This window comes from Delftia acidovorans NBRC 14950 (assembly GCF_001598795.1).
Classification (GTDB): domain Bacteria; phylum Pseudomonadota; class Gammaproteobacteria; order Burkholderiales; family Burkholderiaceae_C; genus Comamonas; species Comamonas acidovorans.
In genome coordinates, this window is sequence record NZ_BCZP01000002.1 from 259,961 (window position 1) to 286,344 (window position 26,384).

Genomic DNA, 26,384 nt, shown 5'->3' on the forward strand with positions numbered 1-26,384 from the left:
TCTTCGGTGCAGGAGCGGCGTGCCTGATGCAGGCCAAGCGCCACTGCAGCGCCGGGCGGCGCGAAGATCCAAGGGGAAACGCAGCAATGGATGGAAGCCGACCGACATGGCCGCTCCCATCACAGGAGTCGGTCAGTCAGCCAGCAGCGAAGCCATTGCGGCGCGCTGTTTGTCACTGGTTGAACTGGCACTGTCCACGGAGGACTCCTGAAAATGCGATCCCTCGATTGTGCCTTGCGAGCTGCTTCGGGTCAACCCTGATGTCGATGCGCCACGGGCCAGCCAGCCCTGCACGATCAGCAGTTGCGCCGCGTAGTAGGTGGACAGCACGCCGGCTTGCGCGCCGTCGAAGGGCTGCACAAATCGGTTGATGGCCAGCAGCGAGTCGCTGACCATGAAGAGGCAGGCGCCGATGGCCACGGTCCAGGCGGGCTGGCCGCCCAGGTGCCTGGCGCGGCCCAGGGCCTGGGCCGCCATCAGCGCAATGACCAGTACATAGGCGGCCACGGGCAGGCGCAGCGCGGCGGGCAGCCCGCCCTGCCAGAGCACGGCATACATGCCCGCGCCCAGGGCCAGCGTGGCGGCCAGCGAGGGCCGGTGTGCAAACCAGGGTGCGTCCTGGCGCAGCAGCACGATATAGGCCAGGTGGGCGAGCAGGAAGCTGGCCAGGCCCGGGATGAACAGATCGGGCAGCATCAGGAACACGTCGCCCGCCATCGAGGCCGCCAGCGCCGCGGCCAGCCAGCAGGCGCCGCGCGCGGGTTTCGCCAGTGCCGAGAAGGCCGTGCTGCCGCGCCACAGCTGCATGACGGCGATCAGCGCAAAGACCATGGTCAGCGGCTTGAACAGCCAGTGCCAGTGCAGCATGTCCAGCGCGGCGGTGGCGGTGGCCAGTGCGCCGGCCTCAATGGCCAGTGCCAGCCACAGGCTGATACGCCCCTGCATGGCCGCGCCCAGTGCCCACTGGCAGGCCAGCAGCACGCCAAACCACAGCGCATTGCGCGCCGTCGAGGACTGGTCGGCATGCCACAGAAACAGCGACACCCCGGCGATCAGCGCCACGAACTGCAAGCCCGCAAACCAGCGCAGGCTGCGCTGCATGTCGGGTGCGTAGAGCACGCGGTGCGCGTCCAAGTCGAAGGCCGGCCTGGGAAAGCGCTGCGCCACGTCGGCAGGGCGCCACCCGGGCGGCTTGAGCCAGACGCGCAGCTTGTCGCTCCAGCGCCGCGCATGCCAGCTGTCATGGATGAGTTGCCGGTACACCACGGCGTTGGCCCACAGCGGATCCCAGCTTTGCAGCAGGCCGCGCGTGCCGTAGACGCAGGGCTCGCTGTCGTCCTCGGGCTTGAAGGTGCCGAACATGCGGTCCCAGACGATGAGGATGCCGCCGTAGTTCCTGTCCAGGTAGGCGTCGTTGACTGCGTGGTGCACGCGGTGGTTGCTGGGCGCGCAGAACCAGCGGTCGAACCAGCCCAGACGCCGAACCTGCTCGGTATGGACCCAGAACTGGTAGAGCAGGTCTATCAGTCCCACGATGGCAAACACCAGCGGCGGCACGCCCGCCAGCGCCATGGGCAGGTAGAACAGCCAGCCCAGCAGCGCGCCCGAGCTGGTCTGGCGCAGCGCCGTCGACAGGTTGTAGTCCTGGCTCTGGTGGTGCACGGCGTGGGCTGCCCACAGCACGGCCACCTCGTGGCCCATGCGGTGAAGCCAGTAGTAGCAGAAGTCGTAGAACAGCAGGGCCAGCAGCCAGCCGGGAATGCTGGTCCAGAAGGCATCGTTGCGCCACAGCGCCAGGTGCTCGAAGGCCAGCGTGTACAGGCCCACGCGCAGCAGCGTGGTGAAGACGGCGCTGGTCTGGCTGAGCATGCCCAGGCTGATGGAGCTGATGGCGTCGGCCAGCCGGTAGGCATTGCGCCCGCGCCACAGGCTCACGCCCCATTCCAGCGCGATCAGCAGCAAAAAGGCAGGCGTGGCGAAGACAATGACTTGGCTGGGTGAGAGCATGGTCAGCCGATTCTGGGCATGGCGGCGGGGCAGCGCCTTAGGCGAGAACCCTAGGACACGGAATCACAAGGGTTGAAACGGATTGCAATAAATGGGGCTTCATGGCAAGCACGTGGCAGGAAAATTGCGCCCTATGGCAGAATCGCCCGCTTTCCACGCGCTGGACGTGCTTGCCCTGCAGGCCATCGCCAGCCCGCACCGCCTTTGCCGGCATGCGCCTTGCATGCCCAAGCCCCATGCCCTTGTCCCGCCGCTCCCTGCTATCGGCTGCCGCCTCACTGGCTGCGGCCCTTGCCGCTGCACCCGCCGCCCATGCCGCGCCGGGCGCGGGCAAGCCCTGGCCGGCAGCCGGGCCCATCACCCTGATCGTGCCCTTTGGCGCGGGCAGCGATGTGGACGCCACCGCACGGCTGATCGCCGAAAAGCTGGGTGCGCGGCTGCACCAGTCGGTGGTGGTGGACAACGTGCCGGCCTCGGGCGGCGTGCTGGGCGTGAGCAAGGTGGCACGCTCGCACGCCGATGGCTATACGCTGCTGCTGGGCTTTGACGGGCCGGTGAGCATTGCGCAACTGGTGAACTCCTCCGTGCGCTATGACGCCGAGCGCGATCTGGCTCCCGTGGGCCTGACTTCGGTGGCGCCCATGGTGATCGTGGCCCGCCCTGGCCTGCCGGTGCACAACCTCAACGAGCTGATCAGCATGGCCCGCGCCCGGCCCGGCGCGCTGACCTATGCCACGCCGGGCGTGGGAACGGTGCTGCACCTGGCCATGGAACGGCTGCAGGAGCGCGCCCGCATCCGCCTGGTCCATGTGCCCTATCGTGGTGTGGCCCAGGTGACCAGCGAGGTCATGGGCGGCCAGGTCGATCTGGGCATTCTGATGACCACCGGCGCCACGCCGCTGGTGCAGCAGAAAAAGCTGGAAGGCGTGGGCGTGACCTCGGCACAGCGCATCGACGTGATTCCCGAGGTGATGAGCTTTGCGGAGGCGCCCGATCTCAAGGGCTTCGAGCTGGAAGCCTGGACCGGCCTGTTCGCCCCCGCCCGCACACCCGAACCCGTGGTCAGCCGCCTGGCCGCCGAACTGGCCGAGGTGCTGAAGCTGCCCGAGGTCCGCAAGCGCCTGCAGGACAGTGGCGCCACGCCCGGCTCGGGCACGCCGGCCACGTTCGCCCAGTTCCTGAAAAAGGAAAAGGCGAGTTACACGCAGATCGTCAAGTCCGCCAATATCCAGGTGGAATAGGCCGCGCTGGCGGTCAGCGGGTGACCGTTTTTTTCCATTGAATGAAGACTGGACCGGCGAAATCGGCGGCATTGTCTGCAGTCGCCTTTGTGAGCCGAGTGCCACGTATTGGTGTGTGAAATCTGTTACCCTCCGCTTACATTTTTAAGGGGGCGGTGTGGGGGTGGAGAAAATCATGCGCCGGGCCATGGCATGGCTCTGGCTTTTTGCGCTTGCAGCGTCGGGCGCTGCAATGGCCGAGGACCGGCCCAATGTCACTTTTGCGGGAGTCGCCTATTCGGGCGACGCCAGTTCGCAGCAGCAGCGATTCCCTTATTCAAAGCAGTATGAGAGCCGCCTGAAGGCCGCCGGGCACAGTGCCTATGCGCGGGCACTGGCATTCGTGCAGCAGGCGCCTGCACAGCATCTGCAGATATCCACCAATCCCATCGATGAGCTCAAGGGGCGCGACCAGGCCCTGGTGGTTTCTCTGGTGCTCAATTCCGAGACGGTCTCCGTGGAAAGCTTTGGCGGCGTGCGCAAGCTGTTCATCCTGATTCGTGGACAGGCCCTGTTTTTCGACTTCAAGTCCATGACGGCGGTGCGTTCGTATCCGCTCAGCTTTGCCTTCATCGACAACCTGCGCCACGAGCCGTCGCAAGAGGAAATCATGGAGCGCGTGACCAAGGTATACGAAGGCGCGGGAGGCAAGCCCGGCATCTTCGGCCGTTTTGCCCAGGTGCTGGCCACGGCCACCGTGCCCTCGCAGACGCCGCGTTTCCTGCAGGTCACCGATATCCAGATTCCCGCCGCCATGGCCGAGATGCTGCCCGGCTATCTGCAGGACCCGCAGGTGCACAAGACCTGGGCTGCCGATATCGTGGGCGAGGCCATTTCCAGCCGCATTGGTGTGCCCATCATTCCTTTTGCCATGGGCTATGCCGTGGGCAATGTGATGCGCATGCAGGTGCTTGACGGAGAGGTCTACACGCTGCAGCTGCCCAGTGCCGACTACGCCATCAGCGTCGATTTCAAGGGATTCAAGAAGCTCAAGTTCAAGGAATCCAGCGCCGGCACCAGCTATGTCTACGGCACCTTTGCCGATATGCGCATCCAGGAACCCAATGGGCCGGTGTTTCTCGGCGCCTCGCTGAAGAACGCGGAAGTGAAGGTGGTGCCTTCCACGCAAACCCATGTCGATGACTTTCCGGCGTTCTATGACTCGCTCAACGGCCTTTTCGTGAAGCTGGCCGAGACGGTGGCGGCTGGAAAGGGCAATGACTGGCTCAAGTCGGCTGCTGCCGAGAGCGACATCGAAGCGCAAATTGTCAAAACAAAAGACCTGATGAATCTATGCAAGTAATCCAGAAAATCCTCCTGTGCCTTTCCATGGCGCTGTTCGCGGCCGGTGCGGGCGCGCAGGTGCAGCAGGCACGCGGCAAGGCCTCGGTCAGCTATCAGGATTCAAAGGTCAGCCCGCAGGACAAGGAGCGTGCACTGATGGCGGCCCAGCTCAAGGCCGTGGAGTTCTACTACGCCGAAGCGGGCCAGTCGGAGGCCGAGAATTTCGACGCCGTGCGCGACAAGATCCTGGCCAACCCCGATCGCTACATCCTTGAGCACACCGTGCTCAGCGAAGAGGACAACGCCGACAGAAAGCAGTACACGGTCTCCGTGCGCGTGGCGCTGAACGTGGCCAATCTGCGCAATGCCGTCAAGGCCAACTCTGCCGTGGCCAGGGGCGGGCCTGCAGGCCGGTCGCCGCTGGCCTTCATGTTCGTCTCGCGCCAGGTGGCCACGACCAAGTCCTTCGATGACCGCGTCTACAAGCGCGTGGACGAGACCGAGGACGTCAAGGCCCAGGTCAGCGCTTCCGAAAAGGGCAGCGAGGGTGAATCCATCCGTGGCGGACGCATCAGCACGAATGCCTCCACGGCGACCTCGGGCACTGCCTCGGTCAAGAGTAGCCGCACTTCCGAGACCGGCGGCAGCACAACGCGACGCTCGGCCGAGTCCACCTGGCGCGTGATCCCCAGCGCCAACCTGTCCCAGGTCTTTTCCTCCAACTTCGCCAAGGCCGGCTTCAAGGTGTCAGAGGCTGCCATGGTGGAGCCCTACACGGGCGGCCACTTCAAGGTCGCGGCCGTGGAGAACGACTACAAGAGCGGCATGGACCTGCAGCCCTCGACGCTGGCGGCCATGGTGGCCGGCATGCGCACGGCGCAGATTCCCTACATCGCCCTGGGCACGCTGGATGTGGGCATGGGCGAGCCCGATCCCCAGACCGGCCTGATGCGCGTGAGCGTGACGGTCAACGCCAAGATCCTGGACATCGCCCAGACCATTCCCGACACGATTGCCGCCGTCGGCCCCGTGCTGTACGCGGGCACCGGCCCGTCCGAGGATGAGGCGCGCAACAACGCGCTGAAGCTGGCCGCCAACAACGCGGCCCGCGATCTCACCAGCCAGGTCACCAATCTGGGCCTGCGTTGAGCGCTGCGGCTTCCAAGGTCCGGCTGCCATGCAGCCGGACCTTTTTTCCGTTCTTTCGCTTTCCTCGTTTTTATCTTCGCCGTCCGCGTTCACGGACTGCTGCAACCCGAGTCCATCTCCATGAAAAAGCTCTTCACCACCGTCGCCGTTGCCGCCGCCATGGCCAGCCCCGCCCTGACACAGGCCCAGTTCTCCATGCCCTCCATCCCGGGTGTCGGCAAGCTCATGGGCGGCAGCGGCTCTGCCGACGTGGCCGGCCAGGGCGACGCCCTGGTGCGCAGCTATGTGGGCGCCAGCAAGGAGGTGCTCAGCGCCAATGCCAAGATGGCCACGGCCCTGGGCCTGAAGGAGCAGGCCGCCAGCGCCGCCAGCACGGCGGACAGCCTGGGTGATGGCGCCACCCTCGGCGCGCTGGGCGATGGCAACAAGGTGGTCTCGGACACCAGCGGCGCGATTGCCGAGTCCATGGCGAAGAAGCCCGTGCTCGATGCCGCCTCCAAGGCCACCTTCGCCGAGGGGCTGGTGCACCTGGTCAACGGCAGCGTGAAGTACGCCGGCATGGGCAAGGATGTATCGGTCATGGGCAAGAGCCTGCAAAGCGCCAACCCCATGCAACTGACCAAGCTCACCTCCGCGGCCTGGGTGGTGTCCAAGTTCCCCGGCTCGGCCTCCGACCTGTTCAGCACTGTGCAGACGGCCATTGCATTCGCGCGGGCCAACGACATCGAGGTGCCGGCCAATGCGGCTGACGCCACGGCCGCGCTGGGCACGCTCAAGCTGTGATCCGGTACAGGCAAGGAGCACTTTCTATGCGTATCCGCATCATTGCGGCCGTCGTGGCTGCCTGCGCCGCCATGTCCGGCTGTGGCGACAAGCCGTCCGAGCAGCCCAGGACCGACGCGCCTGAACAACCCCAAAGCGTCGCCCCGCCCGTGCCCGACGTGGGCAGGCTGGAGACCGTCGAGGTCCAGGTCACCGGCCTGGGCCAGTCCCCTGGCGAAGCCATGGCGCAGGCGCTGCAGATGGCGCTGCTGCAGGTCAATGGCGCGGTGATCCAGTCCGCCTCGGTCACGGCCAAGTACGGCCTCGACGTGGCGCTGGGGCAGGACGCCGCCTCGCTGCGCGCCAGCGCCTTCGCCGAGGTGGTCAAGCAAAAGTCCGGTGGCGTCATCCAGTCGGTCCAGGTGGTGGATCTGGAAGAGCCCAAGCCTTGGGCCAAGCGCTACAAGTACACCATCAAGGCCAGCATCTCCAAGTTCAAGCCTTCGGCCGAGATGCAGAAGATCAAGGTCGTGGTCGGGCCGATGCGCTTCGAGCAGGCCTCGTTGCCCATGGGCGACCGCAGCGTTTCCGCCGCCGAGGTGGGTGCAACGCTGAGGCAACGCATCAGCGACGCCCTGGTGCAGACAGGCCGCTTTGCCGTGCTGGACCGCGAATTCAGCCCCGAGATCGAGCAGGAACTGGCCATCATCGCCACGGGCCAGGCGCCCAGTGCCGAGCTGGCCAAGCTGTCCCAGGCTGCCAGCGCCGATCTGGTGTGGAGCGCCCGCGTCAGCAGCTTTGCCTACAACCGCCATGCCCGCCAGCTCAAGACCAGTGACCGCCAATTGGTGAGCTACTCGGGCGGCTGGGCCCTGTCGCAGAAGCTGGTGAATGTGGCCACGCGCCAGGTCACGGCCTCGGATTCGCTGCGCGGCTCCGTCCCTTCCACGGCACCGACCACGCTGGGCGCGGGCGTGGATGGCAACAAGGTCATGACCGACATGAGCGATGCGCTGGTCGCCGGCGTGGTCAGCTCCATCCTGCAGCGCACCTTTCCGCTGACCGTGGTCGCCCGCGATGGCGAAAGCGTGGTGCTGAGCCAGGGCGGCCAGGCCGTGAAGGAGGGCGCGCGCTACCAGGTGGTGGCCATGGGCAAGGAGATGAAGGACCCGCAGACCGGGCAAAGCCTGGGGCGCCTGGAGTCACCGTGCTGCGAACTGGTGGTCGATCGCGTGACTCCAAACCTCTCCTACGGCCACCTGGAGAACATGCGCGGCGGCATGGAAGACCTGCCACCGGGCGGGCTGCAGGTGCGTGAGGTGCTGAAGGCATCCGCCGCGCCGGTGCTGGCCGCACAGGCTGCATCAGGCGATACGGCCGCGGCCGCTGAGCCCCAGGCCGCACCGGCCCGTGCTGCACAACCGCCCGCAGCACGCCGCGCGGCCTCGCCCGCCAAGGAGGCCGATGCCCCGGTCGGCAAGAAGGACGACGACAACTGGTAAGCGACAAGCGGCGGGGAGGTGCGCTGCGGCGCCTTTCCCCGTGCGGGTGCTCAGCTGAAAACCTCGTCGCGCGCACCGCCTTCCAGGTGCTGCACATCGCCCCAGCCGACCAGGCCCAGGCCCTGGGGCGTCCACAGCAGGCGGTTGATGGCCGCGTTGCCCAGCGCCCAGGTGCGTGGCGCCTGCACTTCCTGGTGCGTGGCCAGGCGGTAGAGCACATCCATCACGCCGCCATGCGCCACGATCACGATCTGCTCGCCGGGATGGCCAATGGCCAGCCGGTTCACCGTGGCCGAGATGCGGTCGCGCAGCATCAGCAGCGACTCGCCGCCGCCTGCGGGCACGAACTCGGGATCGCGCTTGCGCCAGCGCAGCGCATCCTCAGGGTGGGACGCCTCGATATCGTTGAAGGTCTGGCCCTCGAAGCTGCCGAAGCAGCGCTCGCGAAGGCCCTTGTCGGCCGTCAGCGTCGCCCCCGTGCTTGCGGCCACGGCCTCGGCCGTGACATAGGCACGCAGAAGGTCGCTGCTGTAGATGGCGGCCACCGACTCACCCGCCAGGGCCTTGCCGGCCTGGGCGGCCTGCCAAAGTCCCATGTCGTTCAGAGGAATGTCCAGATGGCCCTGGATGCGGGCGTCCACATTCCAGGCGGTTTCTCCGTGGCGGATGGCAATGATGCGCGTGGCTTGCATGAGGGGCTGGCGTGGGGTGCTGCAAAAAGAGCAGGCATTGTCCCGCAAGCCAGGCAAGCCTGCATCGCGCGCCACCGTTGAAACTGGCGCGGCCCAACTCAGGGACGCCGAGCAAGAGCCGCCTCGCGGCGGGGGCGCCCGGCCGAAGGCGTCGTCCCCCTCCGCGAAGCGAGAAGGGGGAAGCGGCGCAGCCGCTCAGGGGGTCAGATCAGCGATTTTGCGTTGTCCAGCACGAAGTCGCAGGCCTTCTCCTTGAGGTCGCCCTTGAGCTTGTCGATGCTGAAGCTCTTGCCGTTGGAGCCGGTGACCAGGCCGCCCAGGCCGTTCTGGAATCCCGTGTCCTTGGGCTCTTCCTGCTTTTGCATGCCCAGCTTGCCCAGCAACTGGTCCTTGACCTGGGCAGCCTTGTCGGCATTGAGGTAGTTGTTCTTCATGCAGTAGGAGATGACGCCTGCCGCATTGCCGGCCGTGGCCGAGGGGCTCAGGCCCAGGGCGGACAGCGCACCCGCACCGCCTGCCCCCGCACCCAGCATGCCGCCGAGGCCGGAGCCGGCGCCTTCGCTGCTGGCGGCGGCCTTGTCACCGCCAAGCCCGGAGGCCTGGCGCAGCGAGTCGCCCAGGCCCGACGCCTGGGCAGGCAGGGCGCCCAGGCCCAGCATGGCGCATAGCAGTGCGCTGGCAATGGATGTCTTCATGGATGCTTCCTTTCCGCGGCAACCCGCAGGCTCGATACAGGGCCTGAAATTAGCACGCCGTGCGGCGCAGACCTGTGCCCGATTGCAAACCTTTGCCAGAGCAGGCCGTGGCGGTCTTTCGCGTTTTCACTAGCTGTCAAAGCCGTTGGCCTGTCCATAATGGCCGCACGCCAATGGCGGGCCGCAGGCGGCGGTCTTGTTATTTGGAAATGGCTTTTAAGTATAAAAATCAATTCAACAAGCTGTAAAAGTTATTTACAGTGGGGCGCACCTATATGGCCCGCTTCTTGCGGCGCCCGGGCTGCTGCGTCGCATGACCGCCGCCATTCCAATCAATCCACAGGGGAGCAGACAAATGATCATGAAGATTCTGGGCAGTTCTTTGCTGGCCGCAGGCCTGTTGACCTCGGCCGCGCTGGCCCAGGCCGAGACCGTGCGTTGGGCGCGCGGCTCCGATCCGACTTCGCTGGACCCGCATGCCTTCAATGTGGGCACCAATTTCGTGCTGCTGCACCAGATCTACGAAACCCTGGTCATCCGCTCGGCCGACGGCAAGCTGGTGCCCACGCTGGCCACCTCGTGGAAGATGACCTCCGACCCGTCGGTCTGGGAGTTCAAGCTGCGTCCCAACGTCAAGTTCCATGACGGCACGCCGTTCACGGCGCGCGACGTGGTCTTCTCGCTGAACCGCGCCAAGGGCGAGAACGCCCAGGTCAAGTCCCTGCTGTCCTCGATGGAGGAGGCCAAGGCCGTGGACGATCTCACGGTGCAGGTGAAGACCAAGGGCCCGAACCTGATCTTCCCCGACAACCTGACCAACCTCTTCATCATGAGCGAGAAGTGGTCCAAGGCCAACGGCGCCGAGACCACGCAGGACACGGCCAGCAAGACCGAGAACGGCGCCACGCGCGCGGCCAACGGCACGGGCGCCTATGTGCTGGCCAGCCGCGAGGTCGATTCGAAGACGGTGATGAAGCTCAACCCCGACTACTGGGGCAAGGGCCAGTTCCCGCTGCAGGTGACCGAGCTGATCTACCTGCCCATCAAGTTCCCGGCCACGCGCGTGGCGGCCCTGCTGTCGGGCGAGGTGGACTTCGCCCAGGACATTCCCGCGCAGGACGTGGCGCGCCTGAAGCAGGACAAGCGCCTGCGCATCAATGAAGGTCCCGAGAACCGCTCCATCTTCCTGGGCCTGAACGTGGGTGCGGCAGAGCTCAAGAGCAGCAACGTCAAGGGCAAGAATCCGCTGGCCGATCCCAAGGTGCGCCAGGCCATTGAGCTGGCCATCGACCGCGATGCGATCAAGCGCTCGGTGATGCGCGGCCTGTCGATTCCCACGGGCGTGATCGCGCCGTCGTTCGTCAATGGCTACGACAAGGCCTTTGCGGCCTATCCCAAGGCGGATGCCGCCAAGGCCAAGCAGCTGCTGGCCGAGGCGGGATACCCCAACGGCTTCACCATCACGCTGAACACGCCCAATGACCGCTATGTGAACGACGAGGCCATTGCCACGGCAGTCGCGGGCTTCCTGGGCCGCATCGGCATCAAGACCGAAGTCTCGGCCCGGCCGATTGCCATGCACAGCGTGTCGCTGACCAAGGCGGACAGCGACTTCTACCTGTACGGCTGGGGCGTGCCCACCTATGACTCGGCCTACATCTTCGACTTCCTGGTGCACACGCGCGGCAAGGACAGCCGTGGCGCGCAGAACGCGACGCACTACAGCAATGCCGATGTGGATGCCAAGATACTGTCCCTGTCCTCGGAGAGCGACAAGGCAAAGCGCGATGCCACCATCAAGAGCATCTGGGAGACCGTGCAAAAGGAGCGCTTCTACATTGCGCTGCATGACCAGGTGATCCACTTCGCGTCCGTGCCCCGGATCAATGTGCCCGTGCACCCGGACAACGCGCTGCACTTCAAGTTCGTCAAGTTCGAGAAGAAGTAAGCGCCGATGCTGGTCCATCTGCTGCGCCGGCTGGGCCAGTCCGCCCTGGTCCTGCTGGCCGTTTCCTTTGTCTCGTTCATGGTGTTCCGCCATATCGGCGATCCCACGATCAGCCTGCTGGGCGAGGACGCGACGGTTGCCGAGCGCGAGGCGCTGACGGAAAGCCTGGGCTTCAACAAGCCCGTGCCCCTGCAGTACCTGGGTTACGTGGGCAAGGTGCTGCAGGGCGACCTGGGCATCTCCTACCGGCTCAAGCGCCCCGTGACCGAGATCATTGCCGAGCGCCTGCCCGCCACGCTGGAGCTGGCGATGACGGCGGCGCTGTTCGCCCTGGTCATCGGCGTGGCGCTGGGCGTGTATACGGCCATACGGCGCGAGGGCTGGCTGAGCCGCTCGATCATGACGGTGTCGCTGGTGGGCGTGTCCTTGCCCACCTTCCTGATCGGCATCGCCCTGATCTACCTGTTCGCCGTGGAGCTGCGCTGGCTGCCGTCCTTCGGGCGCGGCGAGACAGTGAAGCTGGGCGGCTGGGAGACCGGGCTGCTGACGGCCTCGGGCTGGTCGGCGCTGATCCTGCCGGCCATCACGCTGGGCTTCTACAACATGACGCTGATCATGCGCCTGGTGCGCGCCGAGATGCTGGAGGTGCTGCGCGCCGACTACATGCGCTTCGGCCGTGCGCGCGGGCTGCGCGAGCGCGACCTGTACTTTGGCCATGCGCTGCGCAACACCCTGATTCCCGTGATCACCATCGCGGGCCTGCAGATCGGCTCGCTGATCGCCTTTGCCATCGTCACCGAGACCGTGTTCCAGTGGCCCGGCGTGGGCCTGCTGTTCATCTCCTCCATCCAGGGCGTGGACGTGCCGCTGATCGCCGCCTACCTGATGTTCATCGCGCTGCTGTACGTGGGCATCAACCTGCTCGTCGATTTCCTGTACGTGATCGTGGACCCCCGCTTGAGAAACCGATGACCGATTCCGCCAAACAAGCAATCCCTCCCACGGGCTGGCGCGCCAGCGACTCGCCGGTCAAGCGCGCCTTTGCACGCTCGCGCCTGGTGCAGGCGGCGGCGCTGGTGCTGGCGCTGATCGTGGCGGCCACGCTGCTGTCGCCCTGGCTGGCCTGGCAGAACCCCTTCGATCCGGCCAATCTGGACCTGATGGATGCCTTCACGCCGCCGGGCCAGGCGGGCACCAGCAGCACGCTGTACGCGCTGGGCTCGGACGACCAGGGCCGCGATGTGTGGAGCGCCATCCTCTACGGGCTGCGCATGTCGGTGCTGGTGGGCGTGTCGGCCGTGGGGCTGTCCCTGCTGATCGGTGTGCCCCTGGGCCTGGTCTGCGGCTATGCGGGCGGCTGGTTCGACACGCTGATGATGCGCATCGCCGATGTGCAGCTGACCTTTCCCGTGATCCTGGTGGCGCTGCTGGTCTTCGGCATCGCACGCGGCCTGCTGCCCGAGGGCTACCGCGACGACATGGCGGTCTTCGTGATCATCGTGGCCATCGGCCTGTCCGACTGGGTGCAGTACGCACGCACCGTGCGCGGCGCGGTGATGGTGGAAAAGCACAAGGACTACGTGCTGGCGGCCCAGCTCATAGGCCGCAGCCGCGTGGCCATTCTGGTGCGCCACATCCTGCCCAACCTGCTGGCGCCCATCCTGGTGATCGCCACCATCAGCTTCGCGCATGCCATCGTGGCCGAGTCCACGCTGTCCTACCTGGGCGTGGGCCTGCCGCCCACCCAGCCTTCGCTGGGCACGCTGATCCGCATCGGCCAAGGCTTCCTGTTCTCGGGCGAGTGGTGGATATTGCTGTTCCCCTCGCTGGTGCTGCTGGCGCTGGCGCTGTCCGTCAACCTCGTCGGCGACTGGCTGCGCGACGCACTGAACCCCAAGCTGCAATGAGCACGACACAAGAATCCGGGCAGCCCCCTGCACAGCCTCCGGTGCTGAGCGTTCGCGGCCTGTCCGTCACCTTCGATACCTACAAGGGCCCCGTGCAGGTGCTGGACGATGTGTCCTTCGACATCGCGCCCGGCGAGATCCTGGGCGTGGTCGGCGAGTCGGGCGCGGGCAAGTCCATGACGGGCGCCGCCGTGATCGGCCTGATCGAGCCGCCGGGCCGCATCTCGGCCGGCACGGTGCAGCTGCGCGGCGAGCGCATCGACACGCTGCGCGGCGAGGACCTGCGGCGCATACGCGGCCGGCGCATAGGCTCCATCTTCCAGGACCCGCTGACCAGCCTGAACCCGGTCTACACCGTGGGCCGGCACCTGGTGGAGACCATCCGCACGCACCTGCCCGTCTCCGAGAAGGAGGCTGAAGCCCGCGCGCTGGCCCTGCTCGAAGAGGTGGAGATCCCGCAGGCGCGCGAGCGCATGGCCCAGTATCCGCACCAGTTCTCGGGCGGCATGCGCCAGCGCGTGGCCATCGCCCTGGCGCTGTGCGCCGAGCCCGAACTCATCATCGCCGACGAGCCCACCACGGCGCTGGACGTGTCCGTGCAGGCGCAGATCATTGCCCTTCTGCGCCGCGTGTGCAAGGAGCGCGGCGCGGCCGCCATGCTTATCACCCACGACATGGGCGTGATCGCCGAGACGGCCGACCGCGTCATGGTCATGTACCAGGGCCGCGTGCTGGAAACCGGCCCCGTGCGCCAGGTGCTGGACGCACCGCAGCAGCCCTACACCCAGGTGCTGATGGGTGCCATTCCCAGCGTGCACCACCGCGTGCAGCGCCTGCCCGTGCCCGAGGTGGGCGGCGGCCCGGCCGCGCCCGCCGTGCCCTGGCAGCCTGGGGTCGGTGCGCAGGAGCCCGCGGTTGCCCTGCTGGAAGTCAGGGATCTGTGCAAGGAGTTCGACCTGTCCAGCGGCTGGCTGGCCCGTCTGCTGGCGCGCGAGGACAAAAAGATCCTCAAGGCCGTGGACGGCGTCAGCTTCTCCATCCGCAAGGGCTCCACCTTCGGCCTGGTCGGTGAGTCCGGCTCGGGAAAATCCACGGTGGCGCGCATGGTGGCCGGGCTGACGCCTCCCACCAGCGGCACCGTGCTGTTCGACGGCGTGGACAAGTGGAGCCCGGCCGCCCAGACCGTGGCCATGCGCCGGCGCTTCCAGATGATCTTCCAGGACCCGTATGCCAGCCTGAACCCGCGCTGGACCGTGCAGGAACTGATTGCCGAGCCCCTGCAGGTGCTGGCCCTCACGGCCGGCAAGGACGAGACGGCCGAGCGCGTGCAGGAGGCGCTGCGCCGCGTGCGCATGAAGCCCGACGATGCGCGCAAGTACCCGCACCAGTTCTCGGGCGGGCAGCGCCAGCGCATCGCCATCGCGCGCGCCCTGGCCAGCCGGCCCGAATTCATCATCTGCGACGAACCCACCTCGGCGCTGGACGTCTCGGTCCAGGCCCAGGTGCTCAACCTCATGCGCGACCTGCAGGAAGAGTTCGGCCTGACCTATCTGCTGATCAGCCACAACCTGGCCGTGATCCGCCACATGTGCGACGACATCGGCGTCATGCAGCGCGGCCGCCTGGTCGAGGCCGGCGAGGCCGGCGCCGTGCTCGATGCACCGCAGCATGCATACACGCGCGCGTTGATGGCTGCCGTGCCTGATATGGAGCATGTGCACTGAGGCACTGCTTCACGCGTCATAACCATGCAAAAAAGGCCTGCGTATGCAGGCCTTTGCTTTGGGGGCGCGATGGCTTACCGGGCTGGTGCTGGCGTTGCCGGTGCGGCCTGGACTGCAGTGGGTGCCGACGGAGCCGGCGGCTGCGCCGGCGCGCCACCCTGCTGCACCGGTCCGATGGTGGTGCGCACCACGCGCGAGCCCTTGGGCGGGTTGGGGAAGCCGGTCAGGGCGGCGTCGAACAGGATGCCGAAGATGGCCGGGTCGTCGGTCCACACATCCTGGCGCTGGGCCGAGGTCTCATAGACGATCTGCTGCGTGGTGGCGTTGCGCATCACGATGCTGACGGCGCGGTAGTACTCCAGCGGCGGGCCGTCGAACATGAAGCTGCCGCCAAAGCCCATGCCCCAGCCGCGCCCGTAGCCCACGCCCCAACCCCAGCGCGGGCCACCCCAGCGGTCGTAGTAGGGCCAGGCGGCGTAGTCGCGCGCATAGCGTGCGTCGGCACCGATCTGCACGATCAGGCTGGCCCGGGAGTCATCGCGCTGCAGGCCCACGCGGCCCAGGGCCTGCTGGGCCTGGGACTCGATGGCCGCGAAGTGCGTCTGCGCCTCGCGTTGCGATGGCAGCACTTCCAGGCGGTAGGTGGGCGGCGCGGGCAGGGCGCCCAGCGTGGAATAGCTCTGGACGGTGCTCTGGACTTCGCGCACGCTGGCGCAGCCCGTGAGCAAGGCCGTGGCCACGATGGCCAGGACATGGATGCAGCGCAGCTTCATGGTGTACTCCTTGGTCGAAAAAAGGCCCGTTTGCACGGGCCTTGGTTGGAGTGGGGCGATTGTTATAGGTTCAGCCGTCAGGACGACAGTTGTACCACCTGCAGGCCGGGCAGTGATGCGGAGACGGGCATCTCTTCATGGTCGAAGGCCATGTCGCCGTTGGGGTCGGCAATGCCGGTGGCCTTGGCGTTCTTGAAGTCGTGCAGCCCGGGATCCATCATGTGCGTGGTCACGATGTGGCCCATGGCGCGGAACATGCTTTCCACGCGGCCCGGGAATTTCTTGTCCCATTCGCGCAGCAGCTCGCCCACGGCCACGCGCTGCAGGCCGTCCTGGCTGCCGCAGAGGTTGCAGGGGATGATGGGGAAGTTCTGGTACTGGGCCCAGCGGACGGTGTCCTTCTCGGGCACGTAGCACAGCGGGCGGATCACCACATGCTTGCCATCGTCCGAGACCAGCTTCGGGGGCATGCCCTTCATGCGGCCGCCGTAGAACATGTTGAGCATCAGCGTCTGCACGATGTCGTCGCGGTGGTGGCCCAGGGCCACCTTGGTGCAGCCCAGCTCGTCGGCCACCTTGTACAGGATGGCCCGGCGCAGGCGCGAGCACAGGCCGCAGGTGGTCTTGCCCTCGGGCACCACGCGCTTGACCACGCTGTAGGTGTCCTGCGTTTCGATGTGGTAGTCCACGCCGATGCTCTTGAAGTACTCGGGCAGCACATGGTCGGGAAAACCGGGCTGCTTCTGGTCGAGGTTCACGGCCACCAGCTCGAATTTGACGGGCGCGCGCTTTTGCAGCTTGCGCAGCACGTCCAGCATCGTGTAGCTGTCCTTGCCGCCCGACATGCAGACCATGATCTTGTCGCCTTCCTCGATCATGTTGAAGTCGGTGATGGCGCGGCCCACCTCGCGGCACAGGCGCTTTTCCAGCTTGACCTGCTCGCGCTCGATCTTGATGCGGTTGCCGTTCGCGGTATTGGCTTGGGCATCCGCATCGGCGGCGGCGGTTTCGGGGGCGGCTTCTTCGGCCAGCCAGGGGTTGTCGGTCACTGCATTCATGGGGTTCACCATTGTCCGGTTTCTATGCGAATGGCCACTTCGCAGTCTTCAAAGATTTCCAGCTTGGCGATTTTCACGCGCACGCCCAGCACGCCGGGCAGCTGCATCAGGCGCTGGGCCAGCTTGCCGATCAGGCTCTCCAGCAGGTTCACATGCTCGGCCGTGCATTCATCGATGATGATCTGGCGCACCTTGCGGTAGTCCAGCACATGCAGGATGTCGTCGTCGCGCGGCGCCAGCGGTTGGGTGCCCAGGCTCAGCTCGGCATCGACCTGGATGGGCTGGGGCGTCTGTTTTTCGTGGGCGAGGATGCCCAGGTTGGCGTCGAAGCGCAAACCCGTGAGCGTCAGGATCTGTTGTCCGGTGGCGGAGTGCATGGGGAAAAGCCGTGGAGTGTTTGGGGTGGCGCGCGCAGGCGCCTACATCATGGAAAAGTCGCGCTCGAAGCGCTGCAGGTGCTGGCCGCCATCGACCAGCAAGGTGGTGCCGGTGATGGACTGGTTGTCCAGCGCAAAGCACACGGTGGCGGCCACGTCGGCCGCGCTGGACGAGCGGCCCAGCGGGCTGAGGCGGTGCAGCGACTCGAAGCGCTCCTGGCTCAGCATGTGGCTGGTCAGCGTCAGGCCCGGGGCCACGCCGACAACGCGCACGCGCGGCGCCAGCGCCAGCGCCAGCATGGTGCCGGCGGCCTCGAGAGCCGCCTTGGACAGCGTGTAGCTGAGGAAATCGGGGTTCTGGTTCCAGAGCTTCTGGTCCAGCATGTTGATCACGGCGCCGCTGGCATGCTCCTCTCCGGCGGCCACGCGCTCTTCGATATGGGCATGCAGCGCCTGGGCCAGCAGGATGGGCGCGCCGGTGTTGCTGCGCAGGTGGGCTTCCAGGGCCACGTAGCTGAAGCTGCCGGCGTCGTCATGCTCGAACAGCGAGGCGTTGTTGACCACGGCATCCAGGTGGCCGAAGTGCGCCACGGCGCGCGGCACCAGCGAGCGCACCGAATCCTCGTTGAAGAAATCGGCATCCAGGGCGGCGCTGTCGCCGGCCAGTTCAGCGCAGGCGGCGGCCGTCTCCAGCGCCTCGTCGTGCGAGTCGCGGTAGTGCACGGCCACTTGCCAGCCGGCGCTGGCAAGCGCGAGCGCGATGTCGCGCCCCAGGCGGCGGGCCGCGCCGGTCACCAAAACGGTGCGTGTTCGGGCAGGTGTGGACATTCGAGGACAATCTACGGATCGTGACGACAGAACCCTCAATTTTAACGGCCGCCCTGCAATCCCGTGTTGCGCAAGAGATTGCGTCCTCTGGAGGCTGGCTGGCTTTCGACCGTTTCATGGCCCTGGCACTGTACGAGCCGGGCCTGGGCTACTACGCCAATGACACCGCCAAGTTCGGGCTGATGCCATCGTCGGGCAGCGATTTCGTGACCGCGCCCGAGATGTCCCCGGTCTTCGGCCAGCTGCTGGCCGCCCAGGTGGCCGAGGCGCTGCAGCGCACGCACACCCGCGAAGTCTGGGAGTTTGGTGCCGGCACGGGCGCGCTGGCACTGCAGGTGCTGGACGAGCTGGCCGCCCTGGGCGTGCGGCCGGACCGCTACACCATCGTCGATCTGTCGGGCACGCTGCGTGCGCGCCAGCAGCTCAGGCTGGTGAAGTACGAAGGACTGGTGCACTGGGCCGATGCCTTGCCCGAGCGGCTCGAAGGCGTGGTCATCGGCAACGAGGTACTGGATGCCATGCCCGTGCAGTTGCTGGTGCGCAAGGCAGGTGTCTGGCACGAGCGCGGCGTGGTGCTGCAGCCGGACGGCAGCCTGGGCTGGGAAGACCGGCCCACGCAGCTGCGCCCGCCCATGGAGATCGAGGGCGAGCACGACTACCTGACCGAGATCCATCTGCAGGGCGAGGCCTTCATCCGCACGCTGGGCGAGCGCATGGCGCGGGGCGCTGCCTTCTTCATCGACTACGGCTTCGGCGAGTCCGAGTACTTCCATCCGCAGCGCCACATGGGCACCCTGGTCTGCCACCGCCTGCACAAGGTGGACGACGACCCGCTGGCCGAGGTCGGCCTCAAGGACATCACGGCCCACGTGAACTTCACGGGCACGGCCGTGGCCGCGCAGGAGGCGGGCTTCGAGGTGCTGGGCTATACCTCACAGGCCCACTTCCTCATCAACTGCGGCCTGGGGCCCAAGCTCGACGCACTGGCCCAGGGGCCGCGCGCCATGGCCACCAAGCTGATGATGGAGCACGAGATGGGCGAGCTGTTCAAGGTCATCGGCCTGGCCAAGGGCGTGGAGCCCTGGGACGCCATGGGCTTTGTGCGCGGCGATCGCACGCACCGCCTGTAGCCGCCGGCCAGAGCTCCGCCCCGGCCTCAGCGCTGGACGCTGCGGCCGTTGCTCACCTCGTAGGCCGTCTGGTCCTTGAGGTTGATGCGGTAGATCTCGCGCGTGACGTTGCCGGAAAACCCCAGCTCCACGATGGACAGGTTCTCGAACGTGGTCGTGAAGCCGCCGGGCAGGATGCGGTTCAGGCGCGCGGCGGTCTCGCCCATGGCGCGCTCGATCTCGGGCGTGAAGGTGGCTTCGCTGTAGACCAGGGTGTTGTGCGGGTTGTGGCTGCGCACCTCCTTGCCGGCCTGCACCTGGTTGATGCCGCTGACGCCCACGCTTTGCACCATGGCCTTGGCCGAATCGTTCATGCGGGCATAGACGGGCCCCGTCACGCGCGGCAGCGGGCCGTCGCGCAGCGGTGCCATGGCGGCGGTGGCGCGGGTGTTGAAGTCCATCATGGCTTCGTAGGCCGGGCCGGACTTGACGATGCCCAGGTCCAGCCACCACGGCTTGCCGGCGCCCTTGGCGGCCTCGGTGGTGTAGAAATTCTTCAGGTGCACGTCCTGCAGCACGGGCGGCAATGCCGGCAGGGCGGCCAGCATCTTGCGCGGCGTGGTCGGGTCGGCGCTGTGGATATGCACCACGGTGACATGGGGCAGGTTGAAGGTGTTGGCCTCGGCCACCAGCTTCAGGCGCAGCAACTGCTCGTGCACCACGGGCGTGACCTGGCTGTCCATGATGGCCGTGGCATCGGCCGGCAGTCGGTAGACCAGGCCATAGGTGGCCTGGTGGGCGCGGAAATCGCTGCGCTGCAGGGCGCTGTTGTCGATGGCGCCCGACGCTGCGGCTGCCGTGGTGGGGGCCGGAGCGCTGGCACAGGCCGCCAGCAGGGCGGCAGGCAGGATGGCGAGAAGAAGGCGCCTGGATGTGTGTTGCATGGTGGGGTTGTCTTGTTGCGGCATGGAGCCATGGAAGAAGGGGCTTGTCGCGAATGGTCCCGAAGCCTCCCGCCACGGGACTTTCCCAATGTAGGACGCCCATGTGTCCTGCCCATGACGCGCCGCCGCCGTACACTCGGCGCCATGATCCGCTGGCTCCTCGTCATCTTCCTGGCCCTGCTGCTGTTCAATGGTCTGCACGCTTGGCTGGAGCGCATAGGCCTGGGCCGCCTGCCGGGCGACTTCCGCTTTCGCCTGTTCGGCCGCGTGATTTTTCTGCCCATTGCCAGCACCGTGTTGCTCAGCGTGATTGCCGCCCTGATCGCCAAGCTGGTCTGAGCATGGCTTGAAGCACGGGCGCAGCGCCCGTATATGCATGCAATTGCCCCCATGACTCGCCAACAAGAGGCCGCCCATGTCCGACAAGCTGCATTTCGTCTGCCCCCATTGCCACACCACCAACCGCATTGCGGCCGACCAGCTCGGCAGCGCGCCTGACTGCGGCAGCTGCCACCAGCCGCTGGTCACCGGCCAGCCCGTGGCGCTGGATGCGCAAAGCTTTGCCAGGCATGTGGGGCGCAGCCAGGCGCCGGTGGTGGTCGATTTCTGGGCACCCTGGTGCGGCCCCTGCCGCATGATGGCGCCGGCCTTCGAGCAGGCGGCGCAGGCGCTGGCGCCCGGCGTGCAGCTGGCCAAGCTCGATACCGAAGCCCATCCCCAGGCCGCCGCGCCCTGGAACATCCGCAGCATCCCGACCATGGTGGTGTTCAAGGAAGGGCGCGAGATCGCCCGTGTCTCCGGCGCCCTGCCAGCCGGCGAGATCGTGCGCTGGGTGCGTTCGGTCGTCTGATTTCTCTGCGGGCCCAAGGCCGGGGGCTTTCAGGCCCGCCTTCAGGCCTGCACTTCGCCCGGCTGGTAGAAGCAATAGCCGCTGTTGCGCAGCGTCTTGACGGGTAGTTGCTGGCCGCTGGCCTCCTCCACCTTGCGGCGCAGCCGGCGCATCTGGGTGTCCAGGCGGCGCTGGTCGTAGACCAGATAGTCGCCGCCCAGGGCCTGCACGATCTTTCGGCGGCTCACCTCGGTGCCTGCCTGGCCCATGAGGCACTGCAGCACCAGCAGGTCCTGCTGGGAGAGCGCGACCGGCGGGGCCGATGGGGGCAGCAGGCGGCTCGGACCCAGCTGCAACAGCCAGCGCGCCTGGCGCTGCTGCAGGCCCAGGCGGCGCACCAGCGCGGCCAGCGTGGCCTCCAGCTCGTCCAGATCACAGCCTTTGCCCAGATAGTGGTCGGCTCCGTTTTCCAGGCCGTCGATGCGGTTGGCGCTGGTGTTGTGCGCGCTGAACACGATGATGCCCAGTTGCTGGCCCTGCTGGCGCAGGCGCTGGATCAGGGCCAGGCCGCTGCCATCGGGCAGGCCGATGTCGATGATGGCCAGGCGGTGGCGCCGGGCGTCGAAGTGGCGGTCGAACTCCTGCAGGCTGGCAACGCATTGCGGCGCGTAGCCCAGGCCCTCCAGGAATTCACCCAGTTCATGGCGCAGCACGGGCTCGTCTTCGAGCAGGATCACATCAAGCATGGGGGAAGGGGGCTGAGCGGCGAGGCCGGGAGGCTGGTGTACGCTGGCGGCCCTGTGGTGGACCTCCGATGCGATATTACCGTGCAACCCTCCTGCTGCTGGCCTGGCTGCTGTGTCCGCTGCTGACCCAGGCCCAGGCGCTCCTGCTGAACCCCGATTTGCCGATGCTGGAGACTGCCGGTCAGTGGCAGCGGCTCGATGACGCTGCTGGCCTGCTCGACGCCGGGCAAGCCGACGCCGCCCCTGGATGGCAGCCGCTGCCCGGTCACCTGAACGCCAGTTTCACGCAGGTGGCGGTCTGGCTGCGCATGCCGCTGCAGGTGGAGCAGCCCGGCAGCTGGATGCTGCTGCTGGGCAATGCCCTGCTGGACGAGGTGGAGGTTCACGTGCGCAGATCCGGTGGCCCCTGGCAGCTGCTGGGGCGCAGCGGCGAAGAAGTGCCGCGCCACGCCTGGCCGGTGGACTACCGCAGTCCGGCATTCCAGTTCGAGCCCCCTGCTGCCGGGTCTTACGAGTTGCTGGTGCGCCTGCGCGCGCGCAACGCGCTCGTCACCCGCATCGATCTGTGGCAGCGACTGGCGTTCGACAACCACACGCGGCGTGAGGCCCTGTCATTCGGCCTGTATTTCGGGTTGTACCTGCTGTTGATCGGCGTGCAACTGGTGTTCTGGCTGGGCACGCGGGCCCCCTTGAGCGGCCTGTTCCTGGCCTATCTCAGCGTCTGCGTGCTCAATGAGGTGGTATCGCTGGGGCTGGTGCAGCAGCTGACGGGCCTGCCCGGGTTCTGGAGCGACCGCCTGCTGGGATGCGGCATTGCCGCCGCCCTGGCGATCTCCATGCAACTGGCCTGCAGGCAGCTGGACCTGGCGTCGCTGTATCCGCGGCTGGTGCGCCAGATCGTGCCGCTGCTGTGGCTGTTCAGCCTGTGCTGCATGCTGCTGGTGGTGTCGGGGCACTACTCGGCGGGCATGATCCCGGTGCAGGCCATGACCCTGCCGCTGGCCCTGGGCTTTCTCGCGTTCGCCCTTTGGCTGTGGCGGCGCGGCCATGCCCCGGCACGGTTCTTCATGCTGGCGTTCGGCATCTTCTATGCCGGCGTGCTGATCTCTTTTCTGCGCAACCTGGGCTGGCTGCCCATGAACGCGCTGACCGCGCTGGTGTCCACGCATGCGTCCGCGCTGGGCACCATGGCGCACATGCTGCTGCTCAGCGGCTGGATCATCGGCGGATACGAGCACAGGCGCCGCGTTCGAGAGCGGGAGCAGGTGCTGCTGGAGGCCGAGCTTGTGCAGCGCCAGTTGCGCGAAAGTGAACTCAGCGAGGCGCTGGTGCTGGAGCGCAGGGTCCGCCAGGAGCAGCGCGACTTTGTCGCCATGGTCTCGCACGAACTGCGCACACCGCTGGCCATCATCCTGACCAGTGCGCAGCAACTGGCGCGCAATCTGGCGGCACCGCCCGACAAGACGCTGGCACGCAGCCGCAACATCCGCGAAGCCGCCCAGCGCCTGCTGGCGCTGGTGGACGACTGCCTGGCCGACGACCGCATGGCCGACCCCCAGCCCCATGCCGAGCCACGCCTGCAGCCCTGCGACCTGCATGCGCTGGTGGATGGCTTGTGCCTGGACTTTGCGCCCGGCCGCATCGTCTGCCACCTGGGCGGGGGCACGCAGCAATTGATCACAGATGCCGGCCTGCTGCGCATCGCGCTGCGCAATCTGCTGGCCAATGCAGACCGCCACACGCCCGAGGGCGAATCGGTCCGCCTGGACGTGACCAAGCAGGGTGAGGGTCTGGAGATCCAGGTCTCGAATCCCGCAGAGCGGATCGCGCAAGAGGACCAGGGCCAACTGTTCGAACGCTACTACCGGGGGAAAAACGCCAGGCAGCGGCCGGGCGCAGGCCTCGGTCTGTATCTGGTACGGCGCATCGCCGAACGGCTGGGAGGCAGCGTGACGCTGGTGTCCTGCGGCGGGGAGGTGCCCGTGTGCCTGCGGATGGCATTGCCTGCGCAGGCATTCGGCGAGTAAGGATCGATGCTCAGATTCGCTCAGATTCGTCTGGGCGATGCTTGCTAAATTCAATGGCAATTGTTTCCAATAGTTTCCAATTGAATCAGGCATGAAAAATACCCCACGGAATCTGGCGGCACTGCTAGCGCTTGCCGCAGCGCATTGCTTGCCCGCCTCGGCGATTGCTGCCACGACCACCACCGCGAACGTCAACGGAGCATTGAGCTTCAACGTGGCGTCCAACCCATTGGGCGGGCTGGCCAACTGCAACATTATTGTCGGCTCGCACAACTATGGGTCGGCAAGTTTTACCACCGGAAATGCTGCAACCTATTCCTTCACGGGCACGGCTCAGGTGGGAACCAGCGACTCGTTTCTGGCCTTGTACAAAAACAGCTTCAATCCTGCCAACCCCACAGCGAACTTGGTGGGCTGCGATGACGACAGCGCTGGTGGAAGGCTGCCTCAATTTGTTGCCAATCTGGATGCAACGACCACCTATGTCATGGTCGCGACCACGTTCCCTGCGCAAGCCTTTACTGGCAGCGTGACTTTCTCCGCAGGCGTGGTGCCCAATATCACCCTGGCACCGTTGAGCGTGTCCATCGTTGCAACAGGCCAGTCCATGGTGGCGACCAGCGACAGCCCCATGCCCATCAGCTATGTCAGCAGCAACCCGTCCGTGGCCACCATTGATCCCGCCACGGGTGCCGTGACCTTGCTTGCCGGAGGGTCCACGCTGATTACGGCATCGCAGTCCGCCCAGGCCGACCCACTGCCCTTTGCCGCAGGGAAGAAAACGGCCATGCTGACGGTGACACTGCTGCCGAACAACATGGCCCTGGCCCCGCAGAGCGCCCCCGTGGGCGCGACCGGCAAGTCCATGGTGGCGACCAGCGACAGTCCCGCGCCCATCAGCTATGCCAGCAGCAATCCTGCCGTGGCGACCATTGATCCTGCCACGGGCGCTTTGACGCTGCTTTCCGCCGGCACCACGACCATCACGGCCTCGCAGGCCGCACAGGCCGGCTTTGCCGCAGCGACGAAAACTGCCTTGCTGACGGTGACGCGCCTGCCAGCCAACATCACCCTGGCCCCGGCAAGCGCCGCGGTGGGCGCGACCGGCAAGACCATGGTGGCAACCAGTGACAGCCCCGCCCCCATCAGCTATGCCAGCAGCAATCCGGCCGTGGCGGCCATAGATCCCGCGACGGGCGCGTTGACGCTGCTTTCCGCCGGAACCACGACCATCACAGCGTCGCAGGCTGCCCAGGCCGGCTTTGACGCAGGCACACAAACGGCCTTGCTGACGGTCACGGCTGCACCTGTGCCCGTGCCCCAGCCGGTGCCCACGCTTTCCGAGTGGGCCATGATGTTGATGGCCTCGCTGCTGGCCATGGCTGGTGTGCGCAAGCTGCGTCGCCGCGCCTGATGCCGGCTCCTCAGGCCCTGGCCAACCAATCGGCCACGGCCTGGGCGCGGGCTGCCTGCACGGCCTCACCTATGGCCTTGCCCTGTTTGCCGCGCGCGGCGGCCTGGGCCGCGATGTCCGAGGTGGAGATGGACAGCGCGGCAGCCAGCGCATCGCGCAGGCGGGCGCTCTGGGGATAGGGCCGGTCCTCGAAACCCAGGCGCCCCCGCGCGTCGCATTCACAGGCCGCAAGGGCCTGCTCGAAGCGCGCGGGCTTGCGGATGGCGTCGCAGCGCTCCAGCAGGCGCACGATGGCGGCGCCGTTGAGCTCGCCGCTGCGGTGGATGTTGCCGTGCTCGCGCGCCACCACGTCGCCCAGTTCGCGGCAGTCGGTGGGCACGCGCAGCCGCTCGCCCACCTTTTCGGCCAGGCGGGCGCTGCGGTGCTCATGGCCTATGTGGCGCGGCAGCACATCGGCCGGGGTCGTGCCCTTGCCCAGGTCGTGCACCAGGCAGGCGTAGCGCACGGGCAGCGGGGTATCCAGCTGCGCGGCCATGTCCAGCACCATCATGGCGTGCACGCCGGTATCGACCTCGGGGTGGTATTCGGCGCGCTGGGGAACGCCCCACAGGCGCTCCAGCTCGGGCAGCAGCACGGCCAGCGCACCGCATTCGCGCAGCAACTCGAACATGCGCGAGGGCCGGCGCTCCATCAGGCCCCGGCTGATCTCCTGCCAGACGCGTTCGGGCACCAGGGCATCCACCTCGCCGGCGGCCACCATCTCTTGCATCAGGGCCATGGTTTCCGGTGCCACCGTGAATTCGTGGAACCGTGCCGCAAAGCGCGCCACGCGCAGGATGCGCACCGGGTCTTCGCGAAAGGCATCGGTCACATGGCGCAGCACCCGGGCCTGCAGGTCGGCCTGGCCGCCGTAGGGATCGTCGATGGCGCCTTTGCCATCCCAATCCGGCGGGGCGGCCATGGCGTTGATGGTCAGGTCGCGCCGGGCCAGGTCCTGCTCCAGCGTGACGTCGGGCGCCGCCTGGACGACGAAGCCGCGATAGCCCGGCCCGCTCTTGCGCTCGGTGCGCGCCAGTGCGTACTCCTCGTGGGTTTCGGGGTGCAGGAAGACGGGGAAGTCCCGTCCCACGGGCATGAAGCCGCGCTCGGCCATCTGCTCGGGCGTGGCGCCGACCACGACCCAGTCGCGGTCATGCACGGCCCGCCCCAGAAGGCGGTCGCGCACCGCGCCGCCCACCATGTACACCTGAAATTCGCTCATCCCGCAATGGTACGGCCTGGGCGGTGACATGATGGCGGGCTGCACCGGGCGCCGAGGGGCGCCGCATG

24 protein-coding genes are annotated in these 26,384 nt (G+C 66.9%); 14 read left to right on the forward strand and 10 right to left on the reverse strand.

Annotation, left to right across the window (positions count from 1 at the left end; genetic code table 11):
* Positions 1-132 precede the first annotated feature (132 nt).
* Positions 133-2,007: a lysoplasmalogenase family protein gene (locus DA1_RS03850; RefSeq protein WP_034390170.1), complete on the reverse strand. Its 1,875-nt coding sequence runs from the start codon at positions 2,005-2,007 to the stop codon at positions 133-135.
* Positions 2,008-2,243: 236 nt separating this feature from the next.
* Here DA1_RS03850 and DA1_RS03855 point away from each other — a divergent pair, with 236 nt between their 5' ends.
* From DA1_RS03855 to DA1_RS03875, 5 genes are all read left to right on the forward strand, one after another.
* Positions 2,244-3,248 (forward strand): Bug family tripartite tricarboxylate transporter substrate binding protein, encoded by a 1,005-nt coding sequence (locus DA1_RS03855; RefSeq protein WP_034390173.1) that lies wholly within the window; start codon positions 2,244-2,246, stop codon positions 3,246-3,248.
* Between the two features lie 187 nt (positions 3,249-3,435).
* On the forward strand, positions 3,436-4,590 hold the full coding sequence (locus DA1_RS03860) for a hypothetical protein (RefSeq protein WP_230590704.1): 1,155 nt from the start codon (positions 3,436-3,438) through the stop codon (positions 4,588-4,590).
* Entirely contained in the window at positions 4,581-5,720 is a 1,140-nt protein-coding gene (locus DA1_RS03865; RefSeq protein ID WP_034390176.1) for a hypothetical protein, read from the forward strand. The genes DA1_RS03860 and DA1_RS03865 overlap by 10 nt, the downstream gene beginning before the upstream one ends.
* A gap of 120 nt (positions 5,721-5,840) precedes the next feature.
* Positions 5,841-6,503, forward strand: coding sequence for a hypothetical protein (locus DA1_RS03870; protein WP_034390178.1), 663 nt, complete (start codon positions 5,841-5,843; stop codon positions 6,501-6,503).
* Between the two features lie 26 nt (positions 6,504-6,529).
* Positions 6,530-7,984 carry a CsgG/HfaB family protein gene (locus DA1_RS03875; protein WP_034390180.1) on the forward strand — a complete coding sequence of 485 codons (1,455 nt, stop codon included), beginning with the start codon at positions 6,530-6,532 and terminating at the stop codon, positions 7,982-7,984.
* A 50-nt stretch (positions 7,985-8,034) separates the two neighbouring features.
* Here DA1_RS03875 and DA1_RS03880 read toward each other — a convergent pair whose 3' ends face one another.
* The gene (locus DA1_RS03880; protein ID WP_034390182.1) at positions 8,035-8,676 is read right to left on the reverse strand and encodes a histidine phosphatase family protein; all 642 of its coding nucleotides are present in this window, start codon (positions 8,674-8,676) and stop codon (positions 8,035-8,037) included.
* 203 nt (positions 8,677-8,879) lie between these two features.
* A complete protein-coding gene (locus tag DA1_RS03885; RefSeq protein WP_016446524.1) occupies positions 8,880-9,371 on the reverse strand; it encodes a YjjA family protein in 492 nt (163 codons plus the stop codon).
* A 355-nt stretch (positions 9,372-9,726) separates the two neighbouring features.
* Between DA1_RS03885 and DA1_RS03890 the strand changes: the two genes are divergently transcribed.
* The 4 genes from DA1_RS03890 to DA1_RS03905 are packed head-to-tail and all read left to right on the forward strand — an operon-like array spanning position 9,727 to position 14,950.
* A complete protein-coding gene (locus DA1_RS03890) occupies positions 9,727-11,319 on the forward strand; it encodes an ABC transporter substrate-binding protein (protein ID WP_034390183.1) in 1,593 nt (530 codons plus the stop codon).
* Positions 11,320-11,325: 6 nt separating this feature from the next.
* Positions 11,326-12,291, forward strand: a complete 966-nt coding sequence (locus DA1_RS03895; protein WP_012203171.1) for an ABC transporter permease — start codon at positions 11,326-11,328, stop codon at positions 12,289-12,291.
* Complete coding sequence (locus DA1_RS03900; RefSeq protein ID WP_034390185.1) at positions 12,288-13,226, forward strand: ABC transporter permease; 939 nt, start codon at positions 12,288-12,290, stop codon at positions 13,224-13,226. The genes DA1_RS03895 and DA1_RS03900 overlap by 4 nt, the downstream gene beginning before the upstream one ends.
* Positions 13,223-14,950, forward strand: coding sequence for a dipeptide ABC transporter ATP-binding protein (locus tag DA1_RS03905; protein WP_034390187.1), 1,728 nt, complete (start codon positions 13,223-13,225; stop codon positions 14,948-14,950). The genes DA1_RS03900 and DA1_RS03905 overlap by 4 nt, the downstream gene beginning before the upstream one ends.
* A gap of 74 nt (positions 14,951-15,024) precedes the next feature.
* On the opposite strand, the gene DA1_RS03910 is transcribed toward DA1_RS03905, so the two are convergent.
* From DA1_RS03910 to DA1_RS03925, 4 genes are all read right to left on the reverse strand, one after another.
* A complete protein-coding gene (locus DA1_RS03910; RefSeq protein WP_034390189.1) occupies positions 15,025-15,723 on the reverse strand; it encodes a DUF4136 domain-containing protein in 699 nt (232 codons plus the stop codon).
* Between the two features lie 77 nt (positions 15,724-15,800).
* Complete coding sequence (gene ttcA / locus DA1_RS03915) at positions 15,801-16,793, reverse strand: tRNA 2-thiocytidine(32) synthetase TtcA (RefSeq protein ID WP_034390192.1); 993 nt, start codon at positions 16,791-16,793, stop codon at positions 15,801-15,803.
* Entirely contained in the window at positions 16,787-17,158 is a 372-nt protein-coding gene (locus DA1_RS03920) for a dihydroneopterin aldolase (protein ID WP_034390194.1), read from the reverse strand. The genes ttcA and DA1_RS03920 overlap by 7 nt, the downstream gene beginning before the upstream one ends.
* Positions 17,159-17,200: 42 nt before the next feature.
* Positions 17,201-17,986, reverse strand: a complete 786-nt coding sequence (locus DA1_RS03925) for an SDR family oxidoreductase (protein WP_034390196.1) — start codon at positions 17,984-17,986, stop codon at positions 17,201-17,203.
* A 116-nt stretch (positions 17,987-18,102) separates the two neighbouring features.
* Here DA1_RS03925 and DA1_RS03930 point away from each other — a divergent pair, with 116 nt between their 5' ends.
* A complete protein-coding gene (locus tag DA1_RS03930; protein ID WP_012203181.1) occupies positions 18,103-19,116 on the forward strand; it encodes a class I SAM-dependent methyltransferase in 1,014 nt (337 codons plus the stop codon).
* A 26-nt stretch (positions 19,117-19,142) separates the two neighbouring features.
* Here DA1_RS03930 and DA1_RS03935 read toward each other — a convergent pair whose 3' ends face one another.
* Positions 19,143-20,039 carry a hypothetical protein gene (locus tag DA1_RS03935; RefSeq protein WP_034398130.1) on the reverse strand — a complete coding sequence of 299 codons (897 nt, stop codon included), beginning with the start codon at positions 20,037-20,039 and terminating at the stop codon, positions 19,143-19,145.
* A 144-nt stretch (positions 20,040-20,183) separates the two neighbouring features.
* Here DA1_RS03935 and DA1_RS03940 point away from each other — a divergent pair, with 144 nt between their 5' ends.
* A complete protein-coding gene (locus DA1_RS03940) occupies positions 20,184-20,378 on the forward strand; it encodes a DUF2905 domain-containing protein (RefSeq protein WP_012203183.1) in 195 nt (64 codons plus the stop codon).
* 76 nt (positions 20,379-20,454) lie between these two features.
* The gene (gene trxC, locus DA1_RS03945; protein WP_012203184.1) at positions 20,455-20,889 is read left to right on the forward strand and encodes a thioredoxin TrxC; all 435 of its coding nucleotides are present in this window, start codon (positions 20,455-20,457) and stop codon (positions 20,887-20,889) included.
* A gap of 41 nt (positions 20,890-20,930) precedes the next feature.
* Here the strand turns inward: trxC and DA1_RS03950 are convergent, their stop codons facing one another.
* Positions 20,931-21,614, reverse strand: coding sequence for a response regulator transcription factor (locus DA1_RS03950; RefSeq protein WP_012203185.1), 684 nt, complete (start codon positions 21,612-21,614; stop codon positions 20,931-20,933).
* A 68-nt stretch (positions 21,615-21,682) separates the two neighbouring features.
* Here DA1_RS03950 and DA1_RS03955 point away from each other — a divergent pair, with 68 nt between their 5' ends.
* Both DA1_RS03955 and DA1_RS03960 read left to right on the forward strand, forming a co-directional pair.
* Positions 21,683-23,641, forward strand: a complete 1,959-nt coding sequence (locus tag DA1_RS03955; protein WP_034390200.1) for a sensor histidine kinase — start codon at positions 21,683-21,685, stop codon at positions 23,639-23,641.
* Between the two features lie 529 nt (positions 23,642-24,170).
* Entirely contained in the window at positions 24,171-25,055 is an 885-nt protein-coding gene (locus DA1_RS03960) for an IPTL-CTERM sorting domain-containing protein (RefSeq protein WP_162269872.1), read from the forward strand.
* A gap of 10 nt (positions 25,056-25,065) precedes the next feature.
* On the opposite strand, the gene DA1_RS03965 is transcribed toward DA1_RS03960, so the two are convergent.
* Positions 25,066-26,316 carry a multifunctional CCA addition/repair protein gene (locus DA1_RS03965; protein ID WP_034390204.1) on the reverse strand — a complete coding sequence of 417 codons (1,251 nt, stop codon included), beginning with the start codon at positions 26,314-26,316 and terminating at the stop codon, positions 25,066-25,068.
* Between the last annotated feature and the right edge of the window lie 68 nt (positions 26,317-26,384).

Excerpts from the sequence above, each read along its gene's own strand:
- DA1_RS03870 (WP_034390178.1), top strand. The coding sequence starts at position 5,841 with ATGAAAAAGCTCTTCACCACCGTCGCCGTTGCCGCCGCCATGGCCAGC.
- DA1_RS03950 (WP_012203185.1), bottom strand. The coding sequence starts at position 21,614 with ATGCTTGATGTGATCCTGCTCGAAGACGAGCCCGTGCTGCGCCATGAA.
- DA1_RS03855 (WP_034390173.1), top strand. The coding sequence starts at position 2,244 with ATGCCCTTGTCCCGCCGCTCCCTGCTATCGGCTGCCGCCTCACTGGCT.
- DA1_RS03875 (WP_034390180.1), top strand. The coding sequence starts at position 6,530 with ATGCGTATCCGCATCATTGCGGCCGTCGTGGCTGCCTGCGCCGCCATG.
- DA1_RS03890 (WP_034390183.1), top strand. The coding sequence starts at position 9,727 with ATGATCATGAAGATTCTGGGCAGTTCTTTGCTGGCCGCAGGCCTGTTG.
- DA1_RS03920 (WP_034390194.1), bottom strand. The coding sequence starts at position 17,158 with ATGCACTCCGCCACCGGACAACAGATCCTGACGCTCACGGGTTTGCGC.
- DA1_RS03935 (WP_034398130.1), bottom strand. The coding sequence starts at position 20,039 with ATGCAACACACATCCAGGCGCCTTCTTCTCGCCATCCTGCCTGCCGCC.
- DA1_RS03925 (WP_034390196.1), bottom strand. The coding sequence starts at position 17,986 with ATGTCCACACCTGCCCGAACACGCACCGTTTTGGTGACCGGCGCGGCC.
- DA1_RS03900 (WP_034390185.1), top strand. The coding sequence starts at position 12,288 with ATGACCGATTCCGCCAAACAAGCAATCCCTCCCACGGGCTGGCGCGCC.
- DA1_RS03940 (WP_012203183.1), top strand. The coding sequence starts at position 20,184 with ATGATCCGCTGGCTCCTCGTCATCTTCCTGGCCCTGCTGCTGTTCAAT.
- DA1_RS03965 (WP_034390204.1), bottom strand. The coding sequence starts at position 26,316 with ATGAGCGAATTTCAGGTGTACATGGTGGGCGGCGCGGTGCGCGACCGC.
- DA1_RS03850 (WP_034390170.1), bottom strand. The coding sequence starts at position 2,007 with ATGCTCTCACCCAGCCAAGTCATTGTCTTCGCCACGCCTGCCTTTTTG.
- DA1_RS03955 (WP_034390200.1), top strand. The coding sequence starts at position 21,683 with ATGCGATATTACCGTGCAACCCTCCTGCTGCTGGCCTGGCTGCTGTGT.
- DA1_RS03865 (WP_034390176.1), top strand. The coding sequence starts at position 4,581 with ATGCAAGTAATCCAGAAAATCCTCCTGTGCCTTTCCATGGCGCTGTTC.
- DA1_RS03885 (WP_016446524.1), bottom strand. The coding sequence starts at position 9,371 with ATGAAGACATCCATTGCCAGCGCACTGCTATGCGCCATGCTGGGCCTG.
- DA1_RS03905 (WP_034390187.1), top strand. The coding sequence starts at position 13,223 with ATGAGCACGACACAAGAATCCGGGCAGCCCCCTGCACAGCCTCCGGTG.
- DA1_RS03880 (WP_034390182.1), bottom strand. The coding sequence starts at position 8,676 with ATGCAAGCCACGCGCATCATTGCCATCCGCCACGGAGAAACCGCCTGG.
- DA1_RS03895 (WP_012203171.1), top strand. The coding sequence starts at position 11,326 with ATGCTGGTCCATCTGCTGCGCCGGCTGGGCCAGTCCGCCCTGGTCCTG.
- DA1_RS03910 (WP_034390189.1), bottom strand. The coding sequence starts at position 15,723 with ATGAAGCTGCGCTGCATCCATGTCCTGGCCATCGTGGCCACGGCCTTG.
- DA1_RS03930 (WP_012203181.1), top strand. The coding sequence starts at position 18,103 with ATGGCCCTGGCACTGTACGAGCCGGGCCTGGGCTACTACGCCAATGAC.
- ttcA (WP_034390192.1), bottom strand. The coding sequence starts at position 16,793 with ATGGTGAACCCCATGAATGCAGTGACCGACAACCCCTGGCTGGCCGAA.
- DA1_RS03860 (WP_230590704.1), top strand. The coding sequence starts at position 3,436 with ATGGCATGGCTCTGGCTTTTTGCGCTTGCAGCGTCGGGCGCTGCAATG.
- trxC (WP_012203184.1), top strand. The coding sequence starts at position 20,455 with ATGTCCGACAAGCTGCATTTCGTCTGCCCCCATTGCCACACCACCAAC.